This is a genomic window from Rhizobium lentis (genome assembly GCF_014200175.1).
Lineage (GTDB): Bacteria > Pseudomonadota > Alphaproteobacteria > Rhizobiales > Rhizobiaceae > Rhizobium > Rhizobium mulingense.
The window spans coordinates 872,996-899,912 of sequence record NZ_JACHBD010000001.1 but is presented as its reverse complement, the minus strand read 5'-3'; the positions used below and the strand labels follow the sequence as shown (position 1 = coordinate 899,912).

The 26,917-nt window shown below is 61.5% G+C and carries 25 protein-coding genes and 2 pseudogenes; 14 read left to right on the top strand and 13 right to left on the bottom strand.

Annotated elements, in window-relative coordinates; all coding sequences use genetic code 11:
- Window positions 1-62: 62 nt before the first annotated feature.
- Window positions 63-1,529, bottom strand: a complete 1,467-nt coding sequence (gene xdhA, locus GGI60_RS04375) for a xanthine dehydrogenase small subunit (RefSeq protein ID WP_183912285.1) — start codon at window positions 1,527-1,529, stop codon at window positions 63-65.
- Window positions 1,530-1,557: 28 nt separating this feature from the next.
- A complete protein-coding gene (locus GGI60_RS04370) occupies window positions 1,558-2,334 on the bottom strand; it encodes a 3-hydroxybutyrate dehydrogenase (protein WP_183912287.1) in 777 nt (258 codons plus the stop codon).
- A gap of 156 nt (window positions 2,335-2,490) precedes the next feature.
- Here GGI60_RS04370 and glpK point away from each other — a divergent pair, with 156 nt between their 5' ends.
- The 7 genes and pseudogenes from glpK (at window position 2,491) to map (ending at window position 9,004) form a co-directional block, all read left to right on the top strand.
- Window positions 2,491-3,984: a glycerol kinase GlpK gene (gene glpK / locus GGI60_RS04365; protein ID WP_183912289.1), complete on the top strand. Its 1,494-nt coding sequence runs from the start codon at window positions 2,491-2,493 to the stop codon at window positions 3,982-3,984.
- A 140-nt stretch (window positions 3,985-4,124) separates the two neighbouring features.
- The gene (locus GGI60_RS04360; RefSeq protein ID WP_183912291.1) at window positions 4,125-4,499 is read left to right on the top strand and encodes a YciI family protein; all 375 of its coding nucleotides are present in this window, start codon (window positions 4,125-4,127) and stop codon (window positions 4,497-4,499) included.
- The gene (locus GGI60_RS04355) at window positions 4,496-5,755 is read left to right on the top strand and encodes an RNA polymerase sigma factor (protein ID WP_183912293.1); all 1,260 of its coding nucleotides are present in this window, start codon (window positions 4,496-4,498) and stop codon (window positions 5,753-5,755) included. Before GGI60_RS04360 ends, GGI60_RS04355 begins: the two co-directional genes overlap by 4 nt.
- Window positions 5,756-5,852: 97 nt before the next feature.
- Window positions 5,853-6,320 carry an SRPBCC family protein gene (locus tag GGI60_RS04350; RefSeq protein ID WP_183912295.1) on the top strand — a complete coding sequence of 156 codons (468 nt, stop codon included), beginning with the start codon at window positions 5,853-5,855 and terminating at the stop codon, window positions 6,318-6,320.
- A gap of 179 nt (window positions 6,321-6,499) precedes the next feature.
- Window positions 6,500-6,789, top strand: a pseudogene (locus GGI60_RS04345) (GIY-YIG nuclease family protein).
- A gap of 355 nt (window positions 6,790-7,144) precedes the next feature.
- The gene (locus GGI60_RS04340) at window positions 7,145-8,206 is read left to right on the top strand and encodes an LLM class flavin-dependent oxidoreductase (protein WP_183912297.1); all 1,062 of its coding nucleotides are present in this window, start codon (window positions 7,145-7,147) and stop codon (window positions 8,204-8,206) included.
- A gap of 39 nt (window positions 8,207-8,245) precedes the next feature.
- On the top strand, window positions 8,246-9,004 hold the full coding sequence (gene map / locus GGI60_RS04335; protein WP_183912299.1) for a type I methionyl aminopeptidase: 759 nt from the start codon (window positions 8,246-8,248) through the stop codon (window positions 9,002-9,004).
- Between the two features lie 314 nt (window positions 9,005-9,318).
- On the opposite strand, the gene GGI60_RS04330 is transcribed toward map, so the two are convergent.
- A complete protein-coding gene (locus GGI60_RS04330; protein ID WP_183913846.1) occupies window positions 9,319-9,891 on the bottom strand; it encodes a PadR family transcriptional regulator in 573 nt (190 codons plus the stop codon).
- Window positions 9,892-10,057: 166 nt separating this feature from the next.
- On the opposite strand from GGI60_RS04330, the gene GGI60_RS04325 reads away from it, so the two are divergent.
- Complete coding sequence (locus GGI60_RS04325; RefSeq protein WP_183912301.1) at window positions 10,058-11,242, top strand: YbfB/YjiJ family MFS transporter; 1,185 nt, start codon at window positions 10,058-10,060, stop codon at window positions 11,240-11,242.
- Between the two features lie 125 nt (window positions 11,243-11,367).
- The gene (gene sbmA / locus GGI60_RS04320) at window positions 11,368-12,633 is read left to right on the top strand and encodes a peptide antibiotic transporter SbmA (protein WP_183912303.1); all 1,266 of its coding nucleotides are present in this window, start codon (window positions 11,368-11,370) and stop codon (window positions 12,631-12,633) included.
- A 76-nt stretch (window positions 12,634-12,709) separates the two neighbouring features.
- On the opposite strand, the gene GGI60_RS04315 is transcribed toward sbmA, so the two are convergent.
- Entirely contained in the window at window positions 12,710-13,699 is a 990-nt protein-coding gene (locus GGI60_RS04315) for a polysaccharide deacetylase (protein WP_183912305.1), read from the bottom strand.
- Between the two features lie 121 nt (window positions 13,700-13,820).
- Here GGI60_RS04315 and GGI60_RS04310 point away from each other — a divergent pair, with 121 nt between their 5' ends.
- The 3 genes from GGI60_RS04310 to der all read left to right on the top strand — a co-directional run bounded on the left by GGI60_RS04310 (window position 13,821) and on the right by der (window position 16,629).
- Window positions 13,821-14,405: an NnrU family protein gene (locus GGI60_RS04310; RefSeq protein WP_183912307.1), complete on the top strand. Its 585-nt coding sequence runs from the start codon at window positions 13,821-13,823 to the stop codon at window positions 14,403-14,405.
- A 103-nt stretch (window positions 14,406-14,508) separates the two neighbouring features.
- Entirely contained in the window at window positions 14,509-15,192 is a 684-nt protein-coding gene (locus GGI60_RS04305) for a tetratricopeptide repeat protein (protein ID WP_183912309.1), read from the top strand.
- Window positions 15,193-15,207: 15 nt separating this feature from the next.
- Window positions 15,208-16,629 carry a ribosome biogenesis GTPase Der gene (gene der / locus GGI60_RS04300; RefSeq protein WP_183912311.1) on the top strand — a complete coding sequence of 474 codons (1,422 nt, stop codon included), beginning with the start codon at window positions 15,208-15,210 and terminating at the stop codon, window positions 16,627-16,629.
- Between the two features lie 96 nt (window positions 16,630-16,725).
- Here the strand turns inward: der and GGI60_RS04295 are convergent.
- Window positions 16,726-17,124: pseudogene (locus GGI60_RS04295) on the bottom strand (MarR family winged helix-turn-helix transcriptional regulator); the annotation flags it as partial.
- 150 nt (window positions 17,125-17,274) lie between these two features.
- On the opposite strand from GGI60_RS04295, the gene GGI60_RS04290 reads away from it, so the two are divergent.
- Window positions 17,275-18,288: an alpha/beta hydrolase gene (locus GGI60_RS04290; protein WP_183912313.1), complete on the top strand. Its 1,014-nt coding sequence runs from the start codon at window positions 17,275-17,277 to the stop codon at window positions 18,286-18,288.
- A 6-nt stretch (window positions 18,289-18,294) separates the two neighbouring features.
- Here GGI60_RS04290 and GGI60_RS04285 read toward each other — a convergent pair whose 3' ends face one another.
- Window positions 18,295-19,476: a glycosyltransferase family 4 protein gene (locus GGI60_RS04285; RefSeq protein ID WP_183912315.1), complete on the bottom strand. Its 1,182-nt coding sequence runs from the start codon at window positions 19,474-19,476 to the stop codon at window positions 18,295-18,297.
- Window positions 19,477-19,711: 235 nt separating this feature from the next.
- Window positions 19,712-20,752 carry a glutamine synthetase beta-grasp domain-containing protein gene (locus tag GGI60_RS04280; RefSeq protein ID WP_038690487.1) on the bottom strand — a complete coding sequence of 347 codons (1,041 nt, stop codon included), beginning with the start codon at window positions 20,750-20,752 and terminating at the stop codon, window positions 19,712-19,714.
- Between the two features lie 406 nt (window positions 20,753-21,158).
- Between GGI60_RS04280 and gstI the strand changes: the two genes are divergently transcribed.
- A complete protein-coding gene (gstI, locus tag GGI60_RS04275) occupies window positions 21,159-21,350 on the top strand; it encodes a glutamine synthetase translation inhibitor GstI (protein ID WP_183912317.1) in 192 nt (63 codons plus the stop codon).
- Window positions 21,351-21,434: 84 nt separating this feature from the next.
- On the opposite strand, the gene GGI60_RS04270 is transcribed toward gstI, so the two are convergent.
- The 6 genes from GGI60_RS04270 to GGI60_RS04245 form a co-directional block, all read right to left on the bottom strand.
- Window positions 21,435-22,358, bottom strand: coding sequence for a sugar kinase (locus GGI60_RS04270; protein ID WP_183912319.1), 924 nt, complete (start codon window positions 22,356-22,358; stop codon window positions 21,435-21,437).
- A gap of 184 nt (window positions 22,359-22,542) precedes the next feature.
- Window positions 22,543-22,884: a hypothetical protein gene (locus tag GGI60_RS04265; RefSeq protein WP_183912322.1), complete on the bottom strand. Its 342-nt coding sequence runs from the start codon at window positions 22,882-22,884 to the stop codon at window positions 22,543-22,545.
- Window positions 22,885-23,061: 177 nt separating this feature from the next.
- Window positions 23,062-24,048: an ABC transporter ATP-binding protein gene (locus GGI60_RS04260; RefSeq protein WP_183912324.1), complete on the bottom strand. Its 987-nt coding sequence runs from the start codon at window positions 24,046-24,048 to the stop codon at window positions 23,062-23,064.
- Window positions 24,041-25,042 carry an ABC transporter ATP-binding protein gene (locus GGI60_RS04255; RefSeq protein WP_183912326.1) on the bottom strand — a complete coding sequence of 334 codons (1,002 nt, stop codon included), beginning with the start codon at window positions 25,040-25,042 and terminating at the stop codon, window positions 24,041-24,043. The genes GGI60_RS04260 and GGI60_RS04255 overlap by 8 nt, the downstream gene beginning before the upstream one ends.
- 1 nt (window position 25,043) lies before the next feature.
- Window positions 25,044-25,961 carry an ABC transporter permease gene (locus GGI60_RS04250; RefSeq protein ID WP_183912328.1) on the bottom strand — a complete coding sequence of 306 codons (918 nt, stop codon included), beginning with the start codon at window positions 25,959-25,961 and terminating at the stop codon, window positions 25,044-25,046.
- Complete coding sequence (locus tag GGI60_RS04245) at window positions 25,958-26,881, bottom strand: ABC transporter permease subunit (RefSeq protein WP_183912330.1); 924 nt, start codon at window positions 26,879-26,881, stop codon at window positions 25,958-25,960. The genes GGI60_RS04250 and GGI60_RS04245 overlap by 4 nt, the downstream gene beginning before the upstream one ends.
- Window positions 26,882-26,917: the final 36 nt, after the last annotated feature.

The window sequence follows — 26,917 nt, the reverse complement described above, 5'->3', positions numbered from 1 at the left end:
GGAGGTGGCCGCACCGATCGCCATCAAAGCCTGAGTTCCTGACGTGCTGATTATCGTCTCCATCACGCCACCTCCTCGAACCGCTTCAGTTCCGCCGGTGCGCCGACGGTCTCAAGATAGAACCGTGTCAGCAGGTTCTTCGCCGTCAGCTGGCGATACTCCGCCGTGGCGCGCCAGTCGGTCAGCGGCTGGAAGTCGGTGTCGAAGGCGGGGCGGGCCGCCTCGATCGTCGCTTCCGTCCATGGTTTGCCGATCAGCGCGGCCTCGACTGTCGGCGCGCGCTTCGGCGTCGCCGCCATGCCGCCGAAGGCGATGCGGATGTCGGTGATGGTCTCGGCCTCGTCGAGCATCAGCAAAAAGGCGCCAAGCACGGCGGTGATGTCCTCGTCACGGCGCTTGGTGATCTTGTAGGCGGCAAAGCGGCTGGCGACCTTGGGATAGGGCACGAAGACGCTTTCGACGAATTCGCCGGGTCTGCGATCCTGTTTGCCATAGGCGATGAAGAAATCTTCGAGCGGCATTCGGCGCTGCCCTTCCAGGGAACGCAGGGTCAGCGTCGCGCCGAGGGCGATCAGCGGCGGGGGGCTGTCGCCGATCGGCGAACCGTTGGCGATATTGCCGCCGATCGTGCCCATGTTGCGCACCTGCTCGCCGCCGATCCGGTCTATCAGCCGCCCGAGCGCTGGGATCTTGCCGGAAATCGCCTCGAAGGCCCTGCTGTAGCTGACGCCGGCGCCGATGGTGACGCCATCATCACTTTCCGTCACCAACTGCAACTCGCTCAGATGGTTGATGAAAACGACCGGGCTCAGCCGGCGCATCTGCTTCGTCACCCAGAGGCCGACATCGGTCGCGCCGGCAACGATAGTCGCCTCGGGTTCCTGCGAGAGGACTTCCGCCAGAGCCTGAACAGACCCCGGAACGATCAGCCGGTCTTCGCCGCTGGCAATCCGGATGGTGCCGCTCGCCTGCATTGCCCAGAGCCGCGCGACGATTTCTGAGCGCGTCCGCTGCAGCGGGTCGAAGAGCGCGCTCGGCCGCTGCAGGCTGACTTGCTCGGCGGCCTTGACGATCGGCTCGTAGCCGGTGCAGCGACAGAGATTGCCCTGCAGCGCCTTTTCAATTTCGCGGCGGCCGGGTTTTTCCTTCGTCAGCCACAGGCCATAGAGCGACATGACGAAGCCCGGGGTGCAGAAGCCGCATTGCGATCCATGACAGTCGACCAGCGCCTGCTGCACCGGATGCAGCGCGCCGTCCCGGCCGGCCAGATGCTCGACCGTCACCACGTGCGTGGCATGCAGTGAGCCCATGAAACGGATGCAGGCATTGACCGATTCGTAAGCGAGCTTGCCGTCGGCCAGCCGCCCGACAAGCACGGTGCAGGCGCCGCAGTCACCTTCCGCGCATCCTTCCTTGGTGCCCGTCAGCCGTCGCTTCATCCTGAGAAAATCGAGAAGTGTCTCGGTCGGCCCAACATTGGCGAGCGCGATATCCTCGCCGTTCAGGATGAAGCGGATGCTCTCGTTCATGATATTCCCGGTTGTTTTTTCCAAATGGTTAAGCCGCCGTCCAGCCACCGTCAATCGAGATATGCGTTCCGGTCACCTGCCGGGCGGCGTCGCTGGCGAGGTAGAGCGACAGGGCGCCGATCTCTTCGGCCTTGACGAATTCACGGGTCGGCTGCGCCTTGAGAATGACCTCGCTCTTAACCTGCTCCTCGGTCATGCCGCGGGCCCTGGCGGTATCCGGTATCTGCTTTTCGACCAGCGGCGTCAGCACATAGCCGGGGCAGATGGCGTTCACCGTCACGCCGAATTCGGCAAGCTCCAGGGCGGCCGTCTTTGTCAGGCCTAATATACCATGTTTTGCCGCAACATAGGCGGATTTGAAGGGGGAGGCGACGAGCCCATGGGCGGAGGCGATATTGATGATGCGGCCATGCTTTCTCGCCTTCATCAGCGGGATGGCGGCGCGCATGGTGTGAAAGGAGCTCGACAGATTGATGGCGATAATCTGATCCCACTTCTCGATCGGGAAATCCTCGATCTTCTCGACATGCTGGATACCGGCATTGTTGACGAGGACATCGACGGTGCCGAAGCTCTTCGCCGCCGTTTCGATCAGGTCGGCGATCTCGGCGGGCTTGGTCATGTCGGCCGCATGATAGATCGCCCGGCCCTTCGAAACCGATTCAAGCCGCTTGACGATCGCCTTGATTTCATCGGCATTTCCGAAACCATTGATGACGACATTGTCGCCGGTTTCGGCAAAAGCGGTGGCGATCGCCAGGCCGATGCCGCTAGTGGAGCCGGTGACAATGACTGATCTGCTCATGCTGTTTTCTCCTGACATCGCGATGCTGCGTTGCAACGTTTTGGCGAGGTTATGCCCAAAGCCGGCAGGCTGGCAATTCCGCTTTATTCGCTTTTCTCGTCCGCATCCCTGTCCTATTGATTTGCCTCGAGAATCGACATGCCTCGGGAGGATTTAATGAGCAGATATGTTCTGGCGATCGATCAGGGAACGACGTCGACACGGGCGATCGTCTTCGATGGCGACATGCATGTCGCCGGCAAGGGCCAGAAGGAATTCACCCAGATCTATCCGCGCTCCGGCTGGGTCGAGCACGATCCCGAGGAGATCTGGGAGTCGGTCATCTCCACCGTCAACATGGCCTTGCGGGACGCCGGGATTACCGCGAGGGATGTTGCTGCGCTCGGCATCACCAATCAGCGCGAGACGGTCGTTGTCTGGGAGCGCGAGACCGGCCGGCCGATCCAGAATGCCATCGTCTGGCAGGATCGGCGCACCGCGAGCTATTGCGATAATCTGAAACGGCAGGATCTCGAGCGGCTGTTCACCAGGAAGACCGGGCTGCTCCTCGACCCCTATTTTTCCGGAACGAAGCTTTCCTGGATGCTCGCCAATGTGAAGGGCGCGCGTGCGCGTGCCGCAAGGGGCGATCTCTGCTTCGGTACGATCGACACCTTCCTGATCTGGCGGCTGACAGGCGGCAAGAGCTTCGTCACCGACGCGACCAATGCCTCGCGTACGCTGATGTACAATATCGCCGAAAATACCTGGGACGAGGATCTGCTCGATATTCTCAGGGTGCCGGCCGCCATGCTGCCTGAAGTCAAGGATTGCGCCGCCGATTTCGGGACGGTCGACGCCGATATCTTCGGCGCCGCGATCCCGATCCTCGGGGTTGCCGGCGATCAGCAGGCGGCGACCATCGGTCAGGCCTGTTTTGCACCGGGCATGCTGAAATCGACCTATGGCACCGGCTGTTTCGCGCTGCTCAACACCGGCGCCGATATGGTCCGTTCGAAAAACCGGCTGCTGACCACCATCGCCTATCGGCTGAACGATGAGACGACCTACGCGCTCGAGGGTTCGATCTTCATCGCCGGGGCGGCGGTACAATGGCTGCGGGACGGGCTCGGGATCATCGGCAGCGCCGCCGAGACCAATGCGCTTGCCGAGAAGGCCGATCCGACGCAGGACGTCTATCTCGTGCCCGCCTTCACCGGCCTTGGTGCACCGCACTGGGATGCCAAGGCGCGCGGTGCCATCTTCGGGCTGACGCGCAACAGCGGCCCGGCAGAGCTTTCGCGGGCCGCGCTCGAAGCCGTCTGTTACCAGACCCGCGATCTCCTCGACGCCATGCAGAAGGATTGGAAGAACAGCGGCGACGACACGGTGCTGCGCGTCGATGGCGGCATGGTGGCCTCCGACTGGACGATGCAACGGCTCGCCGATCTGCTCAATGCCCCGGTCGACCGCCCGGTCATTCTCGAAACGACCGCCCTCGGTGCGGCCTGGCTCGCCGGCAGCCGGGCAGGGGTCTGGCCGGACAGGGATGGCTTTTCGGCAAGGTGGAAACGCGACCGGCGTTTCGAGCCCGACATGGATGACAAGGTGCGGGCGGCCAAGCTCAAGGGCTGGAAGAGCGCGGTCCGGCGGACGCTGAGCGAGGGGTGAGCCGCGATCGGAACCGCACCATAGCTCTGCCGATTTCGGCGGGCGGGCCCGGCTCTCAGCGCCTTTATCTTGATAATTTTTTGATGCGGCCTGTCGGCTAACCGGTTACTCCTTCGTCATTCGGAAAGAGGAGTGACCCGATGCTTTATGCGATCCTTTGTTACGCTCACGAGGAAACCGTCTTCGCCTGGACCCAGGAGGAAGAGGCTGCCGTCATGGAGAAGCTTTATGCCGTGCAGGAGCCGCTGGCCAGATCCGGCAAGCTCGGCCCCGTCGGGCGGCTGATGCCGACGACGGCTGCGACCACCGTGCGCAAAGGCAAGGACGAGCCCCTGGTCATCGACGGGCCTTTTGCGGAAACGAAAGAGGCGCTTCTCGGCTTCTATGTGGTTGACTTCGAAACCCTCGACGAGGCGGTCGCCTTCTCGAAGCAGCTTTCATCCGTCAATCCAGGTTCCACCTCTTACGAAATTCGGCCTTTCTACGTCTTCAGGCCGGGAGATGCTGCATCATGACCGATATTGCCTGGATCGACCTTGCCCTTGGCTCGGCCCGCCCGAAGGCGCTTGGCGCGCTGCTGCGCTATTTCCGCGATCTCGACACGGCGGAAGAGGCGTTTCAGGAGGCATGTCTGAGGGCGATCCGGACATGGCCGGAGAAAGGACCGCCGCGCGATCCGACAGCATGGCTCATTTTCGTCGGCCGCAACAGCGGTATCGATGCGGTGCGCAAGCGGACGAAGCTCCAGGCGCTGCCGGACGAGGAGGTCATTTCCGATACCGAGGATGCCGAAAGCGATATCGCCGATCGGCTGGACGATTCCAATTATCGCGACGACATCCTGCGGCTTCTCTTCATCTGCTGCCATCCGGATCTGCCGGCCACCCAGCAGATCGCGCTGGCGCTGCGCATCGTGTCCGGCCTTTCCGTGCAGCAGATCGCTCGCGCTTTCCTGGTTTCGGAAAGCGCCATGGAGCAGCGCATCACCCGGGCGAAGGCGCGTGTCGCCAAGGCAGGCGTGCCTTTCGAAACGCCGAGCCCTGAGGAGAGGGCCGAACGTCTCTTGATCGTCAGCACGATGATCTATCTCATCTTCAACGAGGGTTACAGCCAGGCCGACCCCAAGCATGAGGCGGCCGCCTTCAGTGACGAGGCGATCCGGCTGGCACGGCTGATGCTGCATATTTTCCCGGCGGAACCGGAGCTGATGGGGCTGCTCGCGCTCATGCTCCTGCAAATCGCACGCCGGCCGGCGCGCTTCAGCGCCGAGGGCGAAATCGTGCTGCTTGAAGATCAGGACCGCTCTCTTTGGAACCAGCCCTTCATCAACGAAGCCCTGGCGCTGCTCGACAAGGCGCTGCGGCACCGCCGGCCCGGCCCGTATCAGCTTCAGGCGGCCATCGCCGCCATCCATTCCCGCGCGAAACGTGCCGAGGATACCGACTGGGTGGAGATCGATCTGCTCTACCGCGCGCTGGAACGCGTGCAGCCTTCGCCTGTCGTGACGCTTAACCGCGCGGTCGTTGTTTCCAAGCTGCACGGGCCGCAGCAGGCACTCGATCTCATCGATCCGCTGGGCGAGAAGCTCGGCGGCTATTTTTATTATCACGGTCTGCGAGGCGGGCTGCTGAAGCAGCTTGGCTTGACCCGCCAAGCGCGCGAAGCCTTCGACCATGCCATCGCGCTTGCCCATTCGGCGGCGGAGGCGGCCCATATCCGCCGTCAGATCGACAAGATGCAGGCAGAGGCCGCGCAGCATATCGCAAATTAAACCAGGAAAAATTGCCGCGCTGTCGGAACGGCGAAGTTCGACACGTCCTTGTAACAACCCGACAGGAAACAGGTTCACTCAAATGGAGAGCTTCGAAATGACCGCAAGCACGCAATATGAACTCACCCTGGTTCGCGAATTCGACGCCCCGCGCGAGAAGATCTACAAGGCTTGGACCGATCCCGACCTGCTGAAGAAGTGGTTCGTACCACGCCCCTGGGGCGTGGCGGAAGCGACGCTCGACGTTCGCCCCGGCGGCTCCAATGTCGTCGTCATGCAGGATCCCGAGGGCAATCAGTATCCGAACCGCGGCGTTTATCTCGAGATTGTCGAGAACGAGAAGATCGTCTTCACCGACGCCTATACCAGCGCCTGGGTGCCCGCTGAAAAACCCTTCTTCACCGGCGTCATCCTGCTCGAAGATCTCGGCAATGGCCGCACGAAGTATACGGCTAAGGCGCTGCACTGGCGCGCCGAGGACAAGGAAGCGCATGAGAAGATGGGCTTCCATGAGGGATGGGGCAAGGCTGCCGATCAGCTGGCGGAACTGCTGGCAAAGATGTGAAGCGTTGAGGGCGGCGTGGCTGAGGCCCGCGCCGTCCTCCCGCTTCACGTGCGGTGTGATGTGGCTTGGAAGATGATTCCGCTGAGGCTTGGAAGTTGTTGAATTTTAGCTTGGAATTAGGATTCGGGTGGCCAGGTGTTGCTGTCGACGCGGGGTGTTACCTGTGCCAATCTACCGGCATGAAGGGTTACGTCTACATCCTCGCATCCGCGCGCAATGGCACGCTCTATACCGGCGTGACGCGTGACCTTGCAGGTCGGCTATATGAGCATCAGAACGAACTGACGCCAGGCTTTACGTCGAAGTATGGCGTAAAGACATTGGTGTGGTTCGAGGAGCATGATTTGCTGACGACTGCGATTACGCGGGAGAAGACGATCAAGAATGGCCGCGGCAGTGGAAGCTGAATTTGATCGAGCGGGAGAATCCTGAATGGGAGGATATTTCGTTTCATCTGCTGGGTTTGTGACGAGTCTCTCGTCGCGCGGACGCGCGACTGCTGGATTCCTGTGACGAGCACAGGAATGAGGGGAGTTTCTGGCACTTACCGAGTTCAACAACAACTGCTTCATCCAATCAACATCTGATACTAATGCTTTGAATGATAAGGGATATGAGTGGCGGCGTGCGCACCTCTTGCTCCCTCATTCCTGTGCCTGTCACAGGAATCCAGCAGCGCCGTGTCTACGGCGCAGAGACTCTTACGACGCTGCAGAAGACATCACGCCAATATCGAAATTCTCGAAGCAATCCTTCCACAATTTGTGTTTGCGCTCCATCACCGCCATCCTTATCTCCGGATCGAGTTCAACAGGATTTCGATGATGGAACTGGGTCTTTACACATTCGCCGACGTCAATCCCAATCCTTCCCGCAGCAAGGGGGCGGAGGGGGCCGAGCGGCTAAAACATCTGATCGAGGAGATCGAGCTCGCCGATCAGGTGGGCCTAGATGTCTTCGGGCTCGGCGAACATCATCGGCCGGATTATGCGGCGTCAGCCCCTGCGGTGGCGTTGGCGGCCGCGGCCGTCAAGACCAAAAACATCCGGTTGACGAGCGCCGTCACCGTGCTTTCCTCCGATGATCCGGTGCGGGTCTTCCAGCAATTTTCGACGCTCGACCTGATTTCAGACGGCCGGGCCGAGATCATGGCGGGGCGTGGTTCTTTCATCGAGTCTTTCCCGCTGTTCGGCTACAATCTCGAGGATTACGACCAGCTTTTCGAGGAGAAGCTCGATCTGCTTTTGGCGCTGCGCAACAGCGAGACGGTGGAATGGGAGGGCGAGCTTCGCGCGCCGATCCGTGGGCGCGGCGTCTATCCGAGGCCGCTGCAGGATCCGCTGCCGTTGTGGGTCGCGGTCGGCGGTACGCCGCAGTCGGTGGCGCGCGCCGGCGCGCTCGGACTGCCGGTGGCGCTCGCCATCATCGGCGGCGAGCCGCGCCGTTTCGCGCCGCTTTTCGATCTCTACCGTGAGGCGGCGCGCCGCGCAGGGCAGGATCAGGCGAAGCTGAAGACCAGCATCAATGTTCATGGCTTCATCGCCGATACGACCGAGGCGGCCGCCGACCAGTTTTACGGGCCCCAGGCGGAAGTGATGAACCGCATCGGCCGCGAGCGCGGCTGGGGACCGACCAGCCGCGCGCATTTCGATCTATCGCGTGGGCCGAACGGCGCGCTTTTCGTCGGCGATCCCGAGGTGGTCGCGGAAAAGATCATCGCCCATCACACGCTTTTCAGGAACGACCGCTTCCTGCTGCAAATGGCGATCGGCCTGATGCCGCATGCTGAGATCATGCGCGGCATCGAACTCTACGGGACGAAAGTCGCCCCGATCGTCAGAAAGGCATTGACTGAAAAGGGCGAAGGGGCGAAAGCCACGGCTTGAGGCGGCCGCGCCGCGCCCGCGCAAGGCCGGAAGAGACGAATGGTTATCGCAAACGACGATGAACTGACAAAGCTCAAGGAGATCGGCCGGATCTGCGCCAACGCCATCCAGGTGATGGCGGCAGCGATGGAGCCGGGCATGACGACGCTGGAGCTCGATCGGATCGGCCGCAAGGTGCTCGAGGATTCCGGCGCGCGCTCGGCGCCGGAGTTCTGCTACCAGTTTCCCGGCGCCACCTGCATCAGCGTCAACGAGGAAATCGCCCACGGCATTCCCGGGCCACGTGTCATCCAGGCCGGCGACCTGATCAATATCGACGTCTCGGCCGAGAAGGACGGCTTCTTCGCCGATACCGGCGCTTCCTTTACGATGCCGCCGGTCAAGCCGAAAATCGAACGGCTCTGCCGCGACGGCAGGCGGGCGCTATGGGTTGGGCTCAACCAAGTGAAATCGGGTGAGCCGCTGGCAAAGATCGGCACCGCCGTCGGCGCTTTCGCCCAGAAGAACCGCTATACGCTGGTTGCCAATCTGGCGAGCCACGGCGTCGGCCGTTCGCTGCACGAGGAACCCACCGAACTCTCGACGTGGCCGGATCCTTCGGAAAAGCGCGTCATGACGGATGGTCTCGTCTTCACGGTCGAGCCATTCCTTTCTCTCGGCGCCACATGGGCCGAGGGCGGCGACGATGCATGGACGCTCTATGCCGATCCGAAGGCGCCGACCGTGCAATATGAACACACGGTGGTTGCGACACGGAACGGACCGGTGATTTTGACCTTGCCGGACGGGCGGGCGTAGGGGGGCTCTCGGGGTTTGGCGCACCCGCCTCGCCCTTCGAGGCCCCTTCGGGGCACCTCAGGATGAGGCTCTCTTGGAGGCTGCGCGTGTTTTCCAGGCCCGCTATTATAAGGGCGGCACTCTCCACCCCTCTCATGCTGAGGTGCGCAGCCCATAGGGCGGAGCCTCGAAGCACGCCGCAACACTGCTTCTTGCATCATCCGGCGTCAGCGCACCCGGTTCGTCCTTCGAAGCCCCTACGGGGCACCTCAGGATGAGGCTCCCTTGGGGCTGCGCGTGTCACCGTGAGCCCCATCCTTGGCGCCGTCCCGTCTTCAGCCGCGCGTTTGCGGCCTGCCACCTTGGAGGATTTCGGTAGCAGCGCGTTCCAATATCCCGGCGATGCGGGCGGCCTCGCTTTTCGACCAGGGATAACGCATCCTGAGGGCCGAGCGCAGCAGCATGCGGGCGGCGCGGATATCGCCGCCGTCCTGCATAAAGTCGCCCTCATCGATATCGGCTCCGTGACGATCGGTTTCGAAAACACGCTTCACATAGGCCATCTTCTCGCCGATACGTTCGAGCTTGGCGAGCGTGTGCAGGATCATCTCGCGGTTTTCCTCGACGCGGCGGCGTCCGGCCTCGGTGATGCGGTAGAGCTTCTTGGTGCCCTCATTCTCCACTTCCGCAAGGCCGGTTTCCTCGAGAAAGGTGAGTGCCGGATAAATGACGCCGGGGCTCGGCACATAGAAGCCGCCGGATCGCTCCTCCAGCAGCTTTATCAACTCGTAGCCGTGGCGCGGCTGCTCGGCGAGCAGGGCCAGGATGACGAGCTGCAGATCGCCTGCCGCGAATTTGCGGCCCATGCGAAATGCTTCGCCGAACATGCCGCCTTTAAAACCTCTCAGGCTTTTCCTTTCATCGTCAGATGTATCTTTGGCTATGTCGTAAAACATATATCGCAAGATAAGTACTTTCAAGGCGAACCGGGATTTTTTCGACCTTTCCGGAAATTGATCGATCGATCAGAAATAGTTGTTTGCGCTGCTGCGACTGCGGCGCGATAAGCGCTGTATGCTTTCCCGCCCGCCTTGCCCCCAGCCGAACCTCGCTGCTACCGCTGCTGCCGGCGCCGTTGCAATGGCGGCGGCCATGGGCTTCGGGCGCTTCTCCTATACGCCGATCCTGCCCGGGATGATGAGCGGCGTGCCGCTTTCGGCAGCGGATGCTGGCTTCATCGCCTCGGCGAATTTCGTCGGTTATCTCGTCGGCGCCGTGCTGGCGGCCTATGGCTGGGCGGCGGGGCGGGAGCGGCTGGTGGCGCTCTCGGCGCTGCTTGCCACGGCAATCCTGCTCGCGGCCATGGCCGCCACCGATTCCGTCGCGGTCTTCGCCGTCATCCGCTTCCTGGCCGGCCTCGCCAGCGCCTTTGCGATGGTTTTCACCTCGTCGATCGTGCTCAGCCACGGAGCGGCGGCCGGCAATGACCATGTGCAGGCGGCGCATTTCGGTGGGCCGGGGGCGGGTATTGCGCTGTCCTCGGTGATGGTGCTGGTGATCGGCCTCGGCTTTCACGACGGGCCGGGCGGCTGGCGCGCCGATTGGATCGGCGGGGCAATCTATTGTGCGATAAGCCTGGTCGTCGTCTACCTTCTGCTGCCGTCGGCGCCGGCGCAAAAGGTGCAGGCGGGTAAGGAGCCGGCGCTCTACTGGAGCCGGCCGATGGTGCTGGTAACCCTGTCCTATGGCCTGTTCGGCTTCGGCTATGTCATCACCGCGACCTTCCTCGTCACCATCGCCCGCCTGTCGGCAACGGGAGCTTTCGTTGAATTTCTCTGCTGGTTCATCGCCGGTCTGACGGCGGCGGTGGCGCTGTTTGCCTGGAGGCCACTGGTGAGGCCCCTCGGGCTCGGCGGCGTCTATATCGCGGCGCTTCTGGTCGAGGCGGCCGGCGTGCTGGCGACCGTGGCGCTGCCGCCTTCGGTCGCACCGCTGATCGGCGGTGCACTGTTCGGCGCGACGTTCCTCGCGATCACGGCTTACGGGCTGCAGATCGGCCGCAAGCTTTCACCCGAGAGCCCGCGGCGAATTCTGGCGATGATGACCGCTGCCTTCGGTCTCGGCCAGATCGTCGGGCCTGTTGTCGCTGGCTGGATTGCAGAGCGCTCAGGCAGTTTCACCGTCCCGACGGTGATCGCCGCCGCCGCACTTCTGGTCTGTGCCGCCCTGGTGATGCCCGTGATCAAGAAAGTCGCCTAACCGGTTACATCTCCGTAACAATCGGCCGAACCCATTGCTGCTTCCTTCGAACTGCCTTAGTTTCCGGCACAATCAGTGTTCCAAGACACTCCCGAGACTCCCAGTTCAGGAAAGCAAAGCCCCCCGTGTTTCATTCCTTTTTTCCCCAGCCGAAACCTTTCTTCATTTCGCTTGTCGTGTGGACGCTGATTTCAATCTTCGGCTGGTACTTTTTCGCTGCCGGTCTCGGCGCGTCGCTCGGCTTTGTGCCGGTTGCGGAAGACCAGCAGCCGATTGACCTTTCTTTCTTCCTGCTGCCCGAGAATGTCTGGTTCTACAGCTACTTCTTCCTCTCGGCGGTGATCTTTTGTGGCGCATGGCATCTGATAGCGCGGAACCATCCTTGGAAGCTGTGGTCGATCTGGGGGTCGGCGCTCATCATTTTCGTTACCTATTTCGGCGTCCAGATCACGGTCGTGATCAACAACTGGCGCCGGCCCTTCGGCGATCTTCTCCAGAACGCCTTGTCGAAGCAGCCGGGCATTTCTGTCGATAATTTCTACAGCCTGATGTGGGTCTTCTGTCAGATCGCGTTCCTCAGCATGTTCGTGTCGATCATGACCGACTTCTTTACGAGCCACTACATCTTCCGCTGGCGCGCGGCGATGAACGACTTCTACATGTCGAAGTGGGAAAAGCTGCGTCACATTGAAGGCGCCTCGCAGCGCGTTCAGGAAGATACCATGCGTTTTTCGAGCACGCTCGAAGGTCTCGGCATCAGCCTCATCAACTCAGTGATGACGCTCGTGGTCTTTCTTCCGATTCTTCTGGCGCTCTCGCACTACGTGACCGAACTGCCGGTCATCGGCCCTCTGGCAAATTCGCTCTTCTGGCTGGCGCTCTTCTGGTCGGCATTCGGCACGCTGCTCCTGGCGGTTGCCGGTATCAAGCTGCCGGGCCTGAACTTCCGGAATCAACGCGTCGAAGCCGCCTATCGTAAGGAACTCGTCTACGGCGAGGATCATGCGGAGAGGGCGCAACCGCTGACGGTCAGGGAGCTCTTCAACAACGTTCGGCGGAACTATTTCCGCATGTATTTCCACTACATGTATTTCAACGTCGCCCGCTATTTCTACATCCAGGCAGACGCGCTCTTCGTGGTCTTCATGCTGGTCCCGACGATCGTTGCAGGCACGATCACCTATGGTATCTTCCAGCAGATCTCGACCGCCTTCGGCCAGGTCAGCAACTCGTTCCAGTATCTGGTCAACTCCTGGACGACCATCATCGAACTGCTCTCCATCCACAAGCGCCTCAAGGCCTTCGAGGCTGCTATCGACGACGAGCCGCTGCCGGCGATCGACCAGCATTATCTGGAGCGGGAAGCTGGCATTGTTCATGTTGATGGCTGATCAGGCTGAACGGGTAGGGTCGTGGCTTTAAGGCCCGCTGTGCCGCACTGTACACCATCGCGGTAACATAAATGCGTTACAACCCTGATGTCATCTGCAGCTTGCCGCGGGCCTCGATCATCGGTATCGCTTCGGAATAACTGACGCAGGCGACATCGGTTCGATGGCAGACGTCGCTGACCAGGCGGTCCAGCGCCCGCCAATAGGCGCCGCCGTTCATCTCGACGAAGTGGAAGCCGAGCTGGAGGGGGATGCGGCTGCCGTTGTACTGGCGGTCGAAAGCCTGGGAGAACGCTGAATAGGCGCGCTGCTCGAAGGCGACGCTGTCCGCGGAATCTTCCTCGCCCTTGGAGTGGCGGACGAAGAGATTGTAGTCCATGCCGATGATCGGCTTTTCGCTCGGGCCTTCGGGGATCAGCGGCAGGCCGAAGCGGATGATGCCGTCTTCTTCGACTGGCATGGCCGGGCCTTTGGTGACGAGGCTTGCATCGTAAGTAAAGCCCGCCTTCTTTTCGGCGGCGATCATATCGGCGCCAGCCGTCGCCGCGAGATAGGGGGCGCGAAAGCCCCTGATGCCATGATCGACAAGTTCCTGCCAGCCGGCCGGCTCCTCGAGGCCGACGCTCTTCCAGGCATTCTTCAGCGTCGCCCGGAAGGTGGCATATTCGGCCGACCAGTCGGCCTCGCTCCAGAGGCGGCCGTCGAAATGACCGCAGGCATGGCTCGAGATGTCGTGGCCTTCGAGATGGGCATGCCATATATTGCCGAGCCGTTCGCGGATTTCGTCATCGCTCTGGGCGAAGCCGACATTGGATTTTCCGCGTTTCTGATGCGGCGCCTGGTAGGCCTTCTTCGCCGCCTCGTTCATCAGGAAGGTGCAGGAGAGGAAATAAGTGAAGTGGGCGCCATTTTTCGCCGCCATCCCGCGGCTTTTCAGCCAGAGCGCATTGTCGTGGGCGCCGTCGAAGGAAATGATGACGAGCTGTTTCGGCCGGTCAGCCGCCTCGGCGATAACAGGGAGGAGGAACGAAGCCGTCAGGCAAGTGGAGAGGAGAAGACGGGACATGGATACCGCGACGATTTGATCGCGGTTTCCCTCCTATAGAATTGCGGCGAAGCTGCGGTCTCAACTGGTATTTTTTCGCGTCAGCCGCTAAGCCATGACAAATTGCACGGAAGGGACCGCAATGGCACTGCTTATCGTCGGCATCATACTTTTTCTCGGTGTGCATCTGGTGCGGGTGGTGGCACCGGGCCTACGCCGCTCGATGATCGCAAGCTTCGGCGAAAGGGGCTGGCGGGCCGGCTACTCGATCGCGAGCATCCTCACGCTGATCCTCCTGATCTACGGATTCGGGCAGGCGCGTCAGGTGACCGGCGTGCTCTACAACCCACCGGTCTGGACCGCGCATATCGCGATCACGCTGATGGTGATCGCGATGATCTGTCTCGTCGCCTCGCTGCTGCCGGCCGGACACATCGCCACCAAGACGAAACATCCGATGGTATTGTCGGTGAAGATCTGGGCGCTGGCGCATCTGCTCGCCAACGGCGAGACGTCGTCGGTCCTGCTGTTTGCCGCTTTCCTCGCCTGGGGCGTCATCCTGCGCATCTCGCTGAAGCGGCGCGAGCGCGCAGGCGAGATCACGCTGCGCCCCTTCGTCTCGGCGAAATACGATCTCTATGCCGTCGTCATCGGCATCGTCGCCTGGGCGCTGATCATCTGGAAGCTGCACGAATGGTTGATCGGCGTTTCACCGCTGGTCGTGTAACGAATCTTTCATATCCCCCTTACAACCGCGGCAAAATGCGGTAGAAGGCCCGGCAATGTGCGTAGCGCACAGCCTATGGGTATTGCCGCGGCCGGAGACGAGAATGGCATTCAACGACGACAGCTTCATCCGTGAAGTCAATGAGGAATTGCGATCCGACCAGATGAAGGGCGTATGGCGCCGGTTCGGACGCTATATCATCGTCGTCGCCATCCTGATTGTCGTCGGCACCGCCGGCAAGGTTCTCTACGAATATTGGGACGATACGCGCTCCTCCAGCGCCGGCGACCAGTTCCTGGCAGCAATGAAACTCGCCGACGAGAACAAGAACGACGAAGCGCTGGCCGCGCTCGACAAGCTGGAGAAGGAAGGCCATGGCGCCTATCCGGTGCTGGCGCGCATGCGGGCTGCCACCGTTCAGGCGCAGAAGGGTGACGCCGGCGCTGCAATCGCCGCCTTCAACGAGATCGGCAAAGACAACGGCGTTCCGGCTGCCGTGCGCGATGCCGCCAAAATGCGAGCCGGCTGGCTGCTGATTGAAAACGGCTCCTATGAGCAAGTTTCGGCCGCGATCGAGGAAATGGCCGTGCCGGGCAATGCCTTCCGCCATTCGGCGCGCGAGGCACTCGGCCTGGCCGCCTACAAGGCCGGCAATATGGCGCAGGCGCGGCAGTGGTTCCAGTCGATTATCGATGACGCCGAAAGCCCGCGTCCTGTTGCCAATCGCGCCCAGATGATGCTTGATCTCATTACCGCATCCGGCAAGGCGCCCGCCGCGCAGGGCTGAGTTTAAGGAAAAAGAATGAGTTTCACGGTCGCCATCGTCGGTCGTCCGAATGTCGGCAAGTCGACGCTTTTCAACCGCCTGGTGGGCAAGAAGCTTGCGCTCGTCGACGATACGCCCGGCGTGACGCGCGACCGCCGGCCGGGTGATGCGCGGCTGATGGGCTTGACCTTTACGATTATCGACACGGCAGGTCTGGAAGAAGCCGACGAGGAAAGTCTGCAGGGCCGGATGCGCGCCCAGACGGAAGCGGCGATCGACGAGGCCGATCTTTCGCTTTTCGTCGTCGATGCCAAGAACGGGCTGACACCTGTTGATACCGCTCTTGCCGAGATGCTGCGCCGACGCGGCAAGCCGGTGGTGCTCGTCGCCAATAAATCCGAAGCGCGCGGCTCCGACAGCGGCTTCTACGACGCCTATACGCTGGGGCTTGGCGAGCCGACGCCGATTTCGGCCGAGCACGGGCAGGGCATGCTCGACCTGCGCGACGCGATCGTCGAGGCGATCGGCAAGGACCGTGCCTATGCCAAGGACGATGTCGCGGTTACCGATGTCGACATTCCGCCGGGCGAAAACGAGGCCGACGGCGAGGATGAAGAGCCGATCTATGACGACACCAGGCCGCTCAGGGTGGCGATCGTCGGTCGGCCGAATGCGGGCAAGTCGACGCTGATCAACCGTTTCCTCGGCGAGGACCGGCTGTTGACCGGGCCGGAGGCCGGTATCACCCGGGACTCCATCTCGGTCGAATGGGATTGGCGCGGCCGCACCATCAAGATGTTCGACACCGCAGGCATGCGCCGCAAGGCGCGGGTAACCGAGAAGCTGGAGAAACTTTCGGTCGCCGATGCTCTGCGCGCCATCCGCTTCGCCGAGACGGTCGTTATCGTCTTCGACGCGACGATCCCCTTCGAAAAGCAGGACCTGCAGATCGTCGATCTCGTGCTGCGCGAGGGGCGCGCCGCCGTCCTCGCCTTCAACAAATGGGACATGATCGAGGACCGGCAGGCAGTGCTTGCCGACCTGCGCGAAAAGACCGACCGTCTGCTGCCGCAGGCGCGCGGCATTCGCGCCGTGCCGATCTCCGGCCAGACCGGCTGGGGGCTGGACAAGCTGATGCAATCGATCATCGACACCGACAGGGTCTGGAACAAGCGCATCTCGACGGCACGGCTCAACCGATGGCTGGAAACGCAGCAGATCCAGCATCCGCCACCGGCCGTGTCCGGTCGGCGCATCAAGCTGAAATACATGACCCAGGTCAAGGCCCGCCCGCCGGCCTTCATGATTTCCTGCACCCGTTCCGACGCGCTGCCGGAATCTTATACGCGCTACTTGATCAACGGGTTGCGTGCCGATTTCGACATGCCGAGCGTGCCGATCCGCATCCATTTCCGTTCGCCTGATAATCCGTACGAATCGAAGAAGAAGCGGACGTAGGTTTTTGGCGCTGGTGTTTGGGACACTCCCCTCTGCCCTGCCGGGCAGAGGGAGGCCTCCTCGAACGGCATCTATTTGATCGCCGGGAACTGAAACCACGCTCTTATTCAGCGCCTCGCGCAACGCCACGGCCTCAGCCTGCAGCCGAGTGAGATCCGCCGCATCGCGGCAGCTGGCTTCCGCGATTCAGCCGGGAATGCCGATCGCCTTTTCCTTCAGGCGAATGCCTGCTTCGCTCAAGCGGATGACGACGACGCGTTCGTCCGCGCTGCTGCGCTCGCGGCTGATATAGCCGGCGCTTTCGAGGCGTTTCAGCAGCGGCGTCAGCGTGCTTGATTCCAGGAAGAGCTTTTAGCCGAGGCCGCCGACCGTTTGGCCCTTTTGTTCCCAAGCGGCCGAGCGTGTCAAGAAGCGGCTTGTAGACGCGGTTCAGCGCGTGGCCCGCTTTAAGACGGCTAAGCAGACGAAAAGGTCGAGCTTCAGCGGCTCGAGCATGGGGATCTCCAAACCGGATAATATTAATCTTGCGATAAATAATCGTAAGCGATCTTTATGCATGGCAGGTATGTCGAAATTGAAGTTGCGCGATAAATAATCGTGCGCGATATAAAAGAGCGAACATCGAAAAACGGAAAGGACCAGACAATGTCGACCATCAAGACCGCAGTTTCCGCAGCAGCACTCCTGGCAGCTTCCGCCGTCGGCGCGCTTGCCGACCCGGTGCTCGAGCCGACAACGCAGACGTTCATCGACGGTCTTGCCGGCGGCAAACCGATCTACACGCTATCGCCGGCCGACGCCCGTAACGTTCTGTCCGGCGCGCAGAAGGGCGAGGTCAAAAAGCTCGCCGCAAAGGAAGAGGATAAGGTCATCAAAACAGGCCCGACCGGCAGCATCAAGCTGCGCATCGTCCGCCCGGAACATGCCAAGGGCGCGCTGCCGGTCGTTCTCTACTTCCACGGCGGCGGCTGGGTGCTCGGCGATGCGGATACACATGACCGACTGGTGCGGGAAATCGCCAATGGCGCCGATGCCGCCGTCGTCTTCGTCGACTACGAACGCTCGCCGGAGGCCCGTTACCCCGTGGCCATCGAGCAGGCCTATGCCGCGACCAAATATGTCGCCGAGCATGCCAAGGAATTCAACATCGACGCCGGCAGGCTCGCGGTCGCAGGTGACAGCGTCGGCGGCAACATGGCGGCGGTGGTGACGCTGCTTGCCAAGGAGCGCGGCGGTCCCACCATCGACCAGCAGGTGCTGTTCTACCCGGTCACCGACGCCAATTTCGACAATGGTTCCTATAATGAGTTCGCCAATGGCCCCTGGCTGACCAAGGAAGCGATGAAGTGGTTCTGGAACGCCTATCTGCCTGACGAGGCCAAGCGCAAGGAGCCGACGGCTTCACCGCTGCAGGCATCGCTCGAACAGCTCAACGGCCTGCCGCCGGTCCTTATCATCACCGATGAAAACGATGTGCTGCGCGACGAAGGCGAAGCCTATGGCCGCAAGCTCAGCCAGGCCGGCGTCAAGGTCACCTCGATCCGCTACAACGGTACGATCCACGATTTCGTGCTGCTGAATGCGATTGCCGAAACGCCGGCGGTCCGCAGCGCGATCAAGGTCGCGAACGATACACTTCGCAGCGCGCTTCAGAAGTGAGCCGGATCAGTCCACGGACGGCAAGGGCCCGGTGGTTTCGCCGGGCTTTCTGCTTCTCGGAAGCGACTTGGCAAATTGCCAGGCCTTCTTCCATTTCGGCGTGATCACGCCATTGGCGGCGCGGATATTGTTGATGAACTGCGTCGTCGCCGCTTCCCAGGAATATTGCATGGCCAACGTGCGCGCCTTCTCGCGCGAAGCGGAACGGGCGGCAAGGCAGGCGGTGCGCAGGTCCGCATCCAGCGCCCCGACCTGACTATCCTCGCCGATAATGTCGAGCGGCCCAGTGACTGGATAGGCCGCAACCGGCACGCCCGACGCCAGCGCTTCGAGGATGGTGTTGCCAAAGGTGTCGGTGAGCGACGGAAAGACGAAGACGTCAGCCTGAGCATAGGCCTTCGCCAGATCCTCGCCGAATTTCACGCCGGTAAAATGCACGTCCGGATAACGCTGCTCCAGTTCGGCGCGTGCCGGGCCATCGCCGACCACCACCTTCGAGCCAGGCAGGTCGAGATCGAGGAAGGCCGGCAGGTTCTTTTCCAACGCGACACGACCGACGGTCATGAAGATCGGGCGCGGTAGGCCGAATGGCTCCTGTTCGAGCGGCATGGGATGAAATTGCGTGGCGTCGATACCGCGGGTCCAGGGCATCAAATTCTTGATGCCGCGGGCTGACAGCTCGCGGGCCAGGCTCGGCGTCGCGACCATGCAGCCGGCGCCGCCATTGTGGAACCAGCGTATGAAAGCATAGAGCCAGCTCTGCGGGATCGGCAGGCGGGCGGAAACATATTCGGGAAAGCGGGTGTGATAGCTGGTGGAGAAGGGCATGCCCTTGCGCAGGCACCAGCGGCGGGCGGTCAGCCCCAGCGGACCTTCGGTGGCGATGTGCACATAGGTGGGATTATGCTTTTCGATCTCGCGCGCGACGCGGCGGTAACTGGCGATCGACAGGCGGATCTCCGGGTAGGTCGGGCAGGGGATGCTGTTGAAGCGCTCCGGCGTCACCATCGAAACCTCAACGCCCATCTTCGCCAATTCGCGATTGGTGTTCTCGATCGAGCGCACGACGCCGTTGACCTGCGGGTGCCAGGCGTCGGTGACGATCACCAGCCGTTCCGGCAGATTTCCGGCGGCTGCGGCATTGGCCCAGCTCTCGCCGCTATAAGTGTTTGCCGGACGTTGCAGCATATCTCGTTTCCATCAGCGTCGCTTAGGTATGGCAACGCGCGACCCCTGGCGGGGTTCCGGATTGGCGATTCCCGCTCTCTTATTTTGGCGGAAGTGCATGATGGAAATATTACAGCCCTGTATGAGCCATTATAGGAGGTTAGGGCCGTAGGAGCCGGTAATTATGTCGACAATGAAGGGGTAGGCAAAAAGAGGAACGGCGCCGGCGGGGAGGCCGGCGCCGCTTGGGAGGTTGTTAGGCGGCAGCGGAAGCCGAACCGGAGAGCGGAACTTCCGAGATCGTCTTCAGTACCTGGGAAGCGATCTGGTAGGGGCAGCCCTGCGAGTTCGGGCGGCGATCTTCCAGATAGCCCTTGTAGTCGTTCTTGATGAAGGAGTGCGGCACGCGGATCGAGGCGCCACGGTCTGCAACGCCGTAGGAGAATTTGTTCCACGGCGCGGTTTCGTGCTTGCCGGTCAGGCGCTTGTCATTGTCCGGGCCGTAGACGTTGATGTGATCCATCAGGTTCTTTTCGAACTGGGCCATCAGCGCCTCGAAATAGGCCTTACCGCCAACTTCGCGCATGTACTTGGTCGAGAAGTTGCAATGCATTCCCGAACCATTCCAGTCGGTGTCGCCGAGCGGCTTGCAATGATACTCGATGTCGATGCCGTATTTTTCGGTCAGGCGCTGCAGCAGGTAACGCGCCATCCAGATCTGGTCAGCGGCCTTCTTGGAGCCCTTGCCGAAAATCTGGAATTCCCACTGGCCCTTGGCCACTTCGGCGTTGATGCCTTCGTGGTTGATGCCGGCAGCCAGGCAGAGGTCGAGATGTTCTTCGACGATTTCGCGGGCGACATCGCCGACGTTCGAATAGCCGACGCCGGTGTAGTAGGGGCCCTGCGGCGCCGGATAGCCCTGCTCGGGGAAACCGAGCGGACGGCCGTTCTGGTAGAAGAAATATTCCTGCTCGAAGCCGAACCAAGCATCTTCATCGTCAAGGATGGTGGCGCGGGCGTTGCTCGGGTGCGGCGTGACGCCATCGGGCATCATGACTTCGCACATGACGAGAACGCCGTTGGTGCGGGCGGGGTCGGGATAGATTGCGACGGGCTTCAGCACGCAATCTGAGCTGCGGCCTTCGGCCTGCATGGTCGACGAACCGTCGAAGCCCCAGAGCGGAAGCTGTTCCAGCGTCGGGAATGCGTCAAATTCCTTGATCTGCGTCTTGCCACGCAGGTTCGGTACCGGAGTGTACCCATCGAGCCAAATATACTCGAGCTTATATTTTGTCATCGTGACTCTCTCAATGCTACGAAGGTGAGCAAATCCGGAGACGATCTCGGCGCGCAAGCGCATCCAACCGCCAGGGGATGCACCTTTAAAAGCACGTAGCGTGCCAGTTCGGCCGCCGGTACCAGAAAAATCGCACATCAGCCGGCCGACACGCATTTCGCTGTGTTGGAAATGCCCGCTTTCCGCGGGAAAACGAATTTCGGCTTTGGAACCGGATGAAAATTTCGGCGTTAGCCCGAGGTGATGAAGTGTTGAACAAATAGGCGGACGCTGGGCGCAGAGACAGCATATCGATCAATCACAATATATGCGTGCATATATTTTATGCAATTTGCATAAACTATGTGCATCGTGCTAAGGTCGTGACGTCGAATGTTGATGCGCCGAACGGAATGGAGGCGATCTTATGCCCACCGGTTTCCATCGTGAATCCGCAACGATCTACCAGTTTCCCGTCAAGCCGGCGCGGAGCCCCAGCCGGTTCGAACGCGCCCGGCTGATGGAGCGCGAGGCAGCCGATGTCTGCGACGCGGCGCTCGACAGCTGCTGGTATCATGACGAGGCGGTTCGCGAGTCCGATCGGCCGACGAAGTCCTGATTGCTTGATTCCCACGGCAGGCAACGCCGACACGGCGGGGAGCGCCCGCGCATGGCGTTCGTATGTTCGTCGTCATGCGCGGGCTTAACGCCCCCTCAATCCGAGCTTTTCCTTTGCGACCAAGGCGCCATGCTCACTGACGACGCGGGCTGCCACCTTCGCGGCAAAGCGGGCGGCGGCCGGCGCGTCCTGGGTTTCCAGATAGCGTGCGAGGAAGGCGCCGTTGAAACTATCGCCGGCGCTGGTGGTGTCGACGACCTTCTCGACCTTTTCGGCCGGAACGAAGCTCTCCTCGCCGCCGAAATTCAAGTTGACACCGTCTGCGCCATTCTTGACCACAACGTCGAGGGCGCCTAGCGCGCGGTAGCGATGAATGGTCGCCTCGATGGAATCGTCGCCGAAATGAGCGGCCTCATCGTCAAAGCTCGGCATCACGAGCACGGAGGAGCGAGCGCCTTCACTGATCGTCGTATGCATCACGTCGTAGCTTGACCAGAGGCGTGGCCGGATGTTGGGGTCGAAAACCACGAGCTTGCCGACGGCCTTGGCGCGGCGGATTTCGGAGAGCAGCGTTGCGGCATCCTCCTGCGGCAGGATGGCAAGGGTGATGCCGGAGAAATAGATGACTTCAGCGCTTTCCACCGCCTCGCGCAGATGATCCGGATCGGCCGCCAAGCTGCGGGCGGCCGAACTGTCACGCCAATAGCTGAAGGAGCGTTCGCCGTTCTTCAGGTTGATCATGTAGAGGCCGGGCGTCTTGCCCTTGATGCGGCGGATGAGGTTCGTGCCGATACCCGCTCCGGCGATAAAAGCAGCCATCTCGTCCGACATGGCGTCGTCACCGAGCGCGGTGAAATAATCGACCGACCAATCGGGGCCAAGGCAGGCGCGGGCATACCAGGCGGTATTGAAGGTATCGCCGGCAAAGCCCTTGCGCAGCAGGCCGTCGCCGGCCTGCGAGAGCTCCACCATGCATTCACCGATCGACAGAAACCGTCTTCCGTTCACCTTGTCCTCCGGGCATTGGAGCGCCGCTGATGCAACAGGCCGCTCTATCGCTTTGAATTAATGCTCCATCCGCTGATACGCGGAGCCGCGCGGAGTGACAAGCGTCGATATTGCGAGCGCCATTGTGACAAGGAACCGAAAGCCGCCTTGGCGGTCAAGCGAAGGCGGCGATCGCGAAAGGTGTTTATTCGTGGATGGTGTAGCTGCCGAGCGCGCAAAGATCCTGCGTGTCTTCGGTGGTGTCGAGGTCCGAGTCTTCGTCGAACTCGAAGCGCATGTCATATTTGCAGACGGTGCGGCCGTCGGCGATGGTGATGTTCACGGTCTCGCCCGGATTGAGGACATCCTCGCCGAACACGTCTTCTTCCCAGCTGTTGACGCCCGTCGGCGAGCTGTAGAAGCGCGTCAGGACGGACTTGGTCCCGTTGGTGAGCTGGAATTTCAGATCTTCGGCCTGTGACGATACGGCGGAGGTGGCAATAATCGCGGCGGCAAGCACGATCAATCCGGGCAGTTTCGATTTCATATTTGCGGTTCCCCAAGCCCATGATTAGGCGGAGAAAGGCATAGCATATGCGCATCTAAATCTTTCTTAGCGGAGACTATAGATTCGGAAGTAACTGTGTTTTGGTCATTTCGCCGCAAATGAGACGTGACAAGCGCTTCGAAAAAGCGAAGGCCGCTTCATGCGGCCCTCATCCATTCACGGCCTGTCCATATGATAGCAGGCGGCCCTCTGGCCGGGCCGGACTTCCTCGGTCGGCGGCATTTCGGTGCGGCAGATGTCGGTCGCCTTCCAGCAGCGCGGAGAGAAGACGCAGCCTTTCGGCGGGTTGAGCGGCGAGGGCGGATCCCCCTGCAGGCGGATGCGGGTGCGCAGGCGCGCAAGCTTCGGATCCGGGATCGGCGCCGCGGAAAAGAGCGCCTGGGTATAGGGATGGGCGGGATGATCGAAGACGGTGGCGCAGTCGCCTGATTCCACTACGCGGCCGAGATAGAGCACCAGCACATCGTCGGAGATCAGGCGCACGACGGAGAGGTCGTGGCTGATGAAAATTAGCGTCAGGCCGAATTCCTTTCGCAGCCTGCGCAGGAGCGTAATGACCTGACCTTGAATCGAAACGTCGAGAGCCGAAACCGGCTCGTCGCAGACGATGAGCTTCGGTTTGGTGACGATCGCCCGCGCTATCCCGATGCGTTGCGCCTGGCCGCCAGAGAATTCGTGCGGATACCGGTTGATCATCTCAGGCACCAGACCGACGGCGCTCATGATTTCGCGCACGCGCTGGGTACGCTCGGCCTTCGAAAGCTTCGTTTCGAAGACCGTCAGCGGCTCGGCGATGATGTCTCCAACCGTCATGCGCGGGTCGAGCGAGGCGATCGGATCCTGGAAGATGATCTGCATGTCGCGGCGCGCGGCACGCATTTCCTCCTCCGTGAGGTCAAGAAGATTGCGTCCCTGCCAGAGGACGCGGCCCTTCTGCGATTTCAAGAGCCGCAGGATCGAGCGGCCGAGCGTGGATTTACCGCAGCCGGATTCGCCGACGATGCCGAGGGTACGGCCTTCGGCGAGATCGAAGCTGACATTGTTGACCGCAGTCAGGAAGACCGGTGGCTTGAAGAGGCCTTTCGCCGGCAGTTCGAATTGGGTCGTCAGGTTTTCGACCCTCAGCAGCGATCGCTCAGCCATGGTTCAGCAACTCCTCACGGCGCGGGAACGGGTGGTAACAAGCGGCGCAATGGCGCGGCGCCAGCGTCTCGAGCGGCGGCGGACGGTCGATGCAATCATTCTGGACCTGCGAACAGCGCGGCGAGAAATTGCAGCCCTTCGGCAGGTGCTGCAGGTTCGGCGGTCGGCCGGGAATGACGACGAGGTCGTCGACATCCTGGTCCGGCCGCGGGATGGAGGCATGCAGTGCCGCCGTATAGGGATGGGCCGGGTTGTCGAAGAGTTCGTCGACAGGCGCTTCCTCGACGATGCGGCCGGCATACATGACGGCGACGCGGTCGGCGAGGCCTGCGACCACCCCGAGATCGTGGGTGATCATCACCAGCGCCGTGTTCATCTCTGCCGTCAGATCGTTGAAAAGATCGAGGATCTGCGCCTGAATGGTGACGTCGAGTGCCGTCGTCGGTTCGTCGGCGATCAGAAGCTTCGGCTTGGTCAGTAGCGCCATGGCAATGACGATGCGCTGGCGCATGCCGCCGGAGAGTTCGTGCGGATAGAGGTGGAACCGCCGGGTCGGATCCGGAATGCCGACGCGTTTCAGCATATCGAGGGCAGCGTCCGATGCCGCGCGGGCCGTCAGGCCGCGATGAACCTCGAGCTGTTCGGTCAGCTGCCTCGAAATCTTCAGCGACGGATTGAGCGCGGTCATAGGGTCCTGGAAGACCATCGCCATGTCCTTGCCGCGGATCTGATCGAGCTCGCGCGGTTTCAGCGACAGCACGTCCTTGCCTTCGAGCAGCGCCTGGCCCGTCGTGGCGCCGTTCTTGGCCAGCAGACCCATGATGCCGAGGAAGGTCTGACTTTTGCCGGAGCCGGACTCGCCGACGATCGCGACGCGCTCGCCGCGCCGCACGGTGAGGTTCATATTCGAGACTGCCTTCACCTCGCCGTCAGGCGTCGCGAAGGTGATTGAGTAGTCGTTGAGTTCGAGCAGGATGTCTTTTTCCTGGAGCATTCTATCGATCCTTCGGGTCGAACGCGTCGCGCAGGCCGTCGCCGATGAAGAGCAGACTGAGCAGCAGGGCCACGAGGAAGCTGGCGGGGAAGATCAGCAGCCAGGGCATGCTTTCCATTGCGTCGGTTCCCTCGGCGATCAGCGTCCCGAGCGAGGTCAGTGGTTCCTGCACGCCGAAGCCGAGATAGGATAGGAAGCTTTCGGTGGCGATGATTTCGGGCACGGTCAGCGCCGCGAAAATGACCACAGGGCCGACGAGGTTCGGAATGATGTGCTTGACGATGATCTTGAACGGCCGCTGCCCGGAGGCGCGCGCCGCCTCGATGAATTCGCGATGCTTGATCGACAGGGTCTGGCCGCGCACGATGCGGGCCATGGTCAGCCATTCGAGCGCGCCGATCGCGGCAAAGAGCAGATAGACGTTGCGGCCGAAGATCACCATCAAGAGAATGACGAAAAGGATGTACGGGAGCGCATACATGATATCGACGAAGCGCATCATGATCGCATCCAGCCTGCCGCCAATATAGCCCGAGATCGCGCCGTAAAGCACGCCGATGACGACCGACACGACGGTTGCCGTCAGTGCGACCGCAAGCGAGACCCGGGTGCCGTAGAGGACGCGGGCAAGAAGGTCGCGGCCGTTCGGGTCGGTGCCGAAATAGTGGCCGGTCTCGATCGACGGCGGAATGCGGAAGGCCGCCCAGTCCGGATCCTCATAGTTGAAGGGAATGAACCAGGGGCCGAGGAAAGCGGCGAGGATCAAGAGCGCCAGGACGGCGAGCGACAGCACGGCCGCCTTGTTGCGTCCGAGCCGGCGCAGTGCATCCCTGGTCAGCGAGCGGCCTTCGGGCGCCAAGCCCTCCGCCTGCAAAAGCTCCTCAGCGAGCAGCTCGCGTTTTGCGGGGTTGAGGATCATCGGTTTCTCACTTTCGGATCGAGCCAGGCATAGGCGATATCGACGAGAAGATTCAGAAACACGATCAGCACCATGTAGAAGATGACCGTGCCGAGAACCATGCCGTAGTCGCGATTGAGGGCTGCGTTGACGAAATATCGGCCGATGCCGGGCAATCCGAAGATGCTTTCGACAACAAGCGAGCCGGTGAGAAGATAGCTTGCAGCCGGACCCAAATAGGAGACGACGGGCATCATGGCCGGTTTTAGCGCATGGCGCATGACGGTCAGCCGTGGGCCAATGCCCTTGGCCTTGGCGGTTCGGATGAAGTTCTGGTTCATCACCTCGATCATCGAGCCGCGGGTGATGCGCGAGATGCGGCCCGCATGCGGCAGGGCCAGAACGACGATCGGCAGGATCAGATATTTGATCGAGCCGTCACCCCAGCCACCGACCGGAAACCAGGCGAGGTGAATGCCGAAGATCAGCTGCAGGATCGGCGCGATGAGGAAGTTCGGCAGCACGACGCCGACCAGAATCAGCGCGCCGAGAATGTAATCCGGCGACTTGTTCTGGTAGAGCGCGCCAAGACAGCCGACGGCCACGCCGACGATGATGGCGATCAGAAAGGCAGCCGTGCCGATGGTGAAGGTATAAGGCAGACCGATCATGATCTGCTGGGCGACGGTGAAGTCCTCGCTGGCGAAAGAGGGGCCGAGATCGCCGCGGAGCAGGTCGCCGACGTAGATCAGGTACTGCTGGATCAGCGGCTTATCGAGGTTGTAGTGAACCGCAAGGTTTTTCAGGATCACCGGCGGCAATGGCCTTTCACCATCGAAGGGACCGCCGGGGGCAAGGCGCAAAACAAAAAAGCAGGCTGTGACGGCGATCCACAGAACCGGGATCGTCGATAGCAGGCGACGGAGGGCGTATTTGATCATGGTCGTGGGCCGGCCCTTCCCGCGAGAGGCGGGAAG